Annotated in this window: 1 protein-coding gene; it reads left to right on the top strand. The window is 76.0% G+C overall.

Translation table 11 applies throughout. From position 1 onward, the window contains the following. Positions 1 to 103: 103 nt before the first annotated feature. Positions 104 to 625, top strand: a 522-nt coding sequence (locus ACFFNX_RS51975) for a hypothetical protein (protein ID WP_446678584.1), incomplete at its 3' end; no start/stop codon positions are given.

The following is a 625-nucleotide window of genomic DNA, read 5'->3' as shown; positions in this document are numbered from 1 at the left end:
CGTTGTTGAGCGTCTCCGGATCGCTCGGGCCGGTGGCGAGCTGCCCCTGGGCGATGCCGACGCCGTCGTCGAGCTGCTCGGCGGCCTCCTCGACGAGAGCGCGGTGGAGATCGGCGACGGCCACGCGCGCCTGGTCTCCCAGCGACTTCCGCGCCGGGTGCGGGAGACGGCACGGCACCGGCTGGACCGCGTGTCCGCGCACTGCCGTCGCGTCCTGCAGGTGGCGGCCGTCCTCGGCCGCTCATTCGACGCGAACGACCTCGCCGACATGCTCGGCGAGCTGCCCAGCCGGCTGCTCGCGGCGGTCGAGGAGGCGGAGGCGACGGGAATCGTGGTGCCGGACGGGGACCTGCTGGCCTTCCGGCACGACCTGCTGTGGCGGGCGATGCTCGAGAGCATGCCGGAGTCCGTGTGCCGGGCACTGCACCGCCAGGCCGCGGGCATGCTGCTCGGCCGGGGCGGATCGAGCATCCGCGCCGCCGCGCACCTGCTGCGCTCCGCCCGGCCGGGCGATCCCGAGGCCGTGGCGGGACTCGACCGGGCGGTACGCGAGGTGCTGCCGACCTCCCCGCAGACCGCGGCGGAGCTCGCCGCACGCGCCCTGGAGCTCACCGCACCCGCCGAC

This window comes from Actinoallomurus acaciae (assembly GCF_042429965.1).
Taxonomy (GTDB): Bacteria; Actinomycetota; Actinomycetes; order Streptosporangiales; family Streptosporangiaceae; genus Actinoallomurus; species Actinoallomurus acaciae.
The sequence above is the reverse complement of the archived record's forward strand: the minus strand, read 5'-3'. Positions and strand labels throughout refer to the sequence as shown.